Annotated in this window: 4 protein-coding genes; 2 read left to right on the top strand and 2 right to left on the bottom strand. The window is 63.8% G+C overall.

The genetic code is table 11. The features are described from left to right. Positions 1 to 43: 43 nt before the first annotated feature. Positions 44 to 646 (bottom strand): molybdenum cofactor guanylyltransferase MobA, encoded by a 603-nt coding sequence (gene mobA, locus GIW04_RS29400; protein WP_034135229.1) that lies wholly within the window; start codon positions 644 to 646, stop codon positions 44 to 46. A 76-nt stretch (positions 647 to 722) separates the two neighbouring features. Between mobA and moaB the strand changes: the two genes are divergently transcribed. Both moaB and GIW04_RS29410 read left to right on the top strand, forming a co-directional pair. After that, positions 723 to 1262, top strand: coding sequence for a molybdenum cofactor biosynthesis protein B (gene moaB, locus GIW04_RS29405; protein ID WP_120247720.1), 540 nt, complete (start codon positions 723 to 725; stop codon positions 1260 to 1262). Beyond that, on the top strand, positions 1246 to 2472 hold the full coding sequence (locus GIW04_RS29410) for a molybdopterin molybdotransferase MoeA (protein WP_120247721.1): 1227 nt from the start codon (positions 1246 to 1248) through the stop codon (positions 2470 to 2472). Before moaB ends, GIW04_RS29410 begins: the two co-directional genes overlap by 17 nt. Positions 2473 to 2706: 234 nt before the next feature. Here the strand turns inward: GIW04_RS29410 and GIW04_RS29415 are convergent. Then, on the bottom strand, positions 2707 to 3003 hold a 297-nt coding region (locus tag GIW04_RS29415), incomplete at its 5' end, for an EscU/YscU/HrcU family type III secretion system export apparatus switch protein (RefSeq protein ID WP_236406657.1).

Consider the following 3003-nt stretch of genomic DNA (forward strand, 5'->3'; position numbering starts at 1 on the left):
CCTTGTGACGTACGAGACGCCGGCAAAGTTCCTTGTGCAGGGTTCATTCTGACATGCCAGCCCCGGGGTGCAACAGCTCGGGCGTATTAAGATTGGCCAGGCGCGGGTCATTGGCCGGGCATTGCAGGGCCACCGCGCCCAGTTGCAGCCAGAGCTTGCGCGGGCTGCGTTCACCCGCTTGCCACGCCTGTTCCACCTGGTTTTTCAGGCTTGTGGGGATGATGCACAGCAAGGGTTCCCAGTCTTCACCCTGGCGCACCATCACCGGTAGCTGCGGGTTGCGTCGTGAGGTCGCACGCAGGTCGGCCAGCAACCGCGCATCGATCTGCGGCACATCGCAAGGCAAGATCAGCAGATGCGCATGGCGTGCGGCGAAGAGTCCTGCGCGGATACCGGCCAGCGGGCCGGGGAAGTCCGGGCTGTCATCGCTCACTTGTTGGTCGGCATAGAGCGCGTAGCGTTCATGGTTGCGGTTGCACGAGATGATCAGGTCATTGGTGAGTGGCCGGGCCAACTGGTGCAGGTGGGCGATCAAGGGCTGGCCTTGCCATTCCAGCAGCCCTTTGTCCTGGCCGCCCATGCGTTGGCCGCGACCTCCGGCCAACAACAGGATTGAACACGGCAGGGAGGAAAATTCAAAGCTCATGGTAGTTGCGCTGCGGCAGGTAAACAGGGGCCTGTGATATAACATCGGGCTGTTCCTTCGACAACCGGACCGTGCCATGAAAGCCAAGGCCGATGCGCCCTTTGTATCCCTCAATATTGCTGTATTGACCGTCAGCGACACCCGCACCCTGGAGACTGACACCTCCGGCCAGGTCTTCGTCGACCGCCTCACCGCCGCCGGCCACCACCTGGCCGAGCGCGTGCTGCTCAAGGACGACCTCTACAAGATCCGCGCCCAGGTGGCCCACTGGATCGCCGAAGACGTGGTGCAAGTGGTGCTGATTACCGGCGGCACCGGCTTCACCGGCCGCGACAGCACGCCTGAAGCAGTGAGCTGCCTGCTCGACAAGCAGGTCGATGGTTTCGGCGAGCTGTTCCGCCAGATCTCCGTGGCCGATATCGGCACCTCCACCGTGCAATCGCGCGCCTTGGCGGGGTTGGCCAATGGCACCCTGGTGTGCTGCCTGCCGGGCTCCACCAATGCCGTGCGCACTGGTTGGGACGGCATCCTTGCCGAGCAACTCGATAACCGTCATCGTCCGTGCAACTTCGTCCCGCACCTCAAGCAGGCCGAGCCTTGTGAATCCCGTGGGTAAGCCCGGCAAGACCGGCGCCCTGATGCCGGTGGAAGCGGCCTTGCAGCGTTTGCTCGACATGGCTGGCGCTGCACCGATCCGCGAGCAGCAAGTGCTGCCCCTGGCTGAGTGTGATGGCCGGGTATTGGCCCAGGACTTGATCTCCACACTCGACCTGCCGCCGTGGCCCAACAGTGCCATGGACGGCTACGCCGTGCGCCTGGCGGACTGGACCGGCGAACCCTTGGTGGTGAGCCAGCGTATTTTCGCCGGCACTGCTCCTGAACCCTTGGCGGCCGGTACCTGTGCGCGCATTTTTACCGGCGCGCCGGTGCCCCAGGGGGCGGACTGCGTGCAGATGCAGGAAAACGCCGTGGTGCATGCCGACCAGCGCGTCAGTTTTACCGAGCCGTTGCACAAGGGCGACAACATCCGTCCCCAGGGCCAGGAGACCACCGTCGGCGAGACCGTACTCAATGCCGGCACCCGCCTGGGCCCCATCGAGCTGGGGTTGGCCGCGTCCCTTGGGCGTGGTCGACTCGAGGTGGTGCGGCGCGTGCTCGTGGCCGTATTGTCGACCGGCGATGAGCTGATCGAGCCAGGGCTGCCGCTCGGCCCTGGGCAGATCTACAACAGCAACCGCCGCGTGCTGTGCAGTTGGCTGGTGCGCATGGGCTGTGAAGTGATTGATGCCGGGATTTTGCCGGATGATCTGGAACAGACCCGCGCGCGCCTGGCGGGGCTGGGCAGCGTTGACCTGATCCTCTCGACCGGCGGTGTGTCGGTGGGCGAAGCGGACTTCCTCGGCATTGCCTTGCGCGAAGAGGGTGAGCTGGCGCTGTGGAAGTTGGCGATCAAGCCGGGCAAGCCGCTGACCTTCGGGCATTTTCGTGGCGTGCCGGTGATCGGCCTGCCGGGCAACCCGGCCTCGACCCTGGTGACCTTTGCGCTGTTGGCGCGCCCGTATCTGCTGCGTCGCCAAGGTGTGATGGAGGTGCAGCCGTTGCGCTTCGAAGTGCCGGCAGGGTTTGTCTGGCCCAAGCCTGGCAACCGTCGCGAGTACCTGCGCGGGCGGATCGAACAGGGCAAGGCGATCATCTACCGCAACCAAAGCTCCGGGGTGTTGCGCAGTGCGGCATGGGCTGAGGGTTTTGTGGAGGTGATGGAAGGGACCACGTTGGCCATTGGCGACCGGGTCAATTTCATTCCCTTGAGCGAAGTCCTGAGCTGACCGCGCGCTAAAAAATGTGGGAGCTGGCTTGCCTGCGATGGCGGCCTGCCAGCCGCCCCCTATCTACCTGACACCCCACGATCCAACTGTGGGAGCTGGCTTGCCTGCGATGACGCCCTCACAGCCGACCAATATCTACCTGACACCCCAACGATCCAACTGTGTTGACTGCCAAGCCGCCTTCGCGAGCAAGCCCGCTCCCACAGTTGGTTGGTGTATGGGCCTCATGAGCAATCAGTAATCGTCACCCTGCTCAGTGACGTCCCGCTCCACTGGCCCTGCATCCGGGTCGTAGCCCACCGGGAACTTGCCCTTCAACGTCCAGGCAAACGCAATGATTTCGGCAATGGTGCGGTACAGCTCCTCTGGAATGCTGTCGCCCAGTTCCATGCGCGCCAGCAGTTTCACCAGCTCGGGGTTTTCATAGATGGGGACTTCGTTCTCCCGTGCCAATTTGAGGATGGCTTCGGCCAGGGCATCATCGCCTTTGGCCGTCAGGGTGGGGGCCTGTTGGCCGTCATACTTGAGGGC

Origin of the sequence: Pseudomonas sp. PA-4-8C (assembly GCF_021606625.1) — a bacterium.
Lineage (GTDB): Bacteria > Pseudomonadota > Gammaproteobacteria > Pseudomonadales > Pseudomonadaceae > Aquipseudomonas > Aquipseudomonas lactis.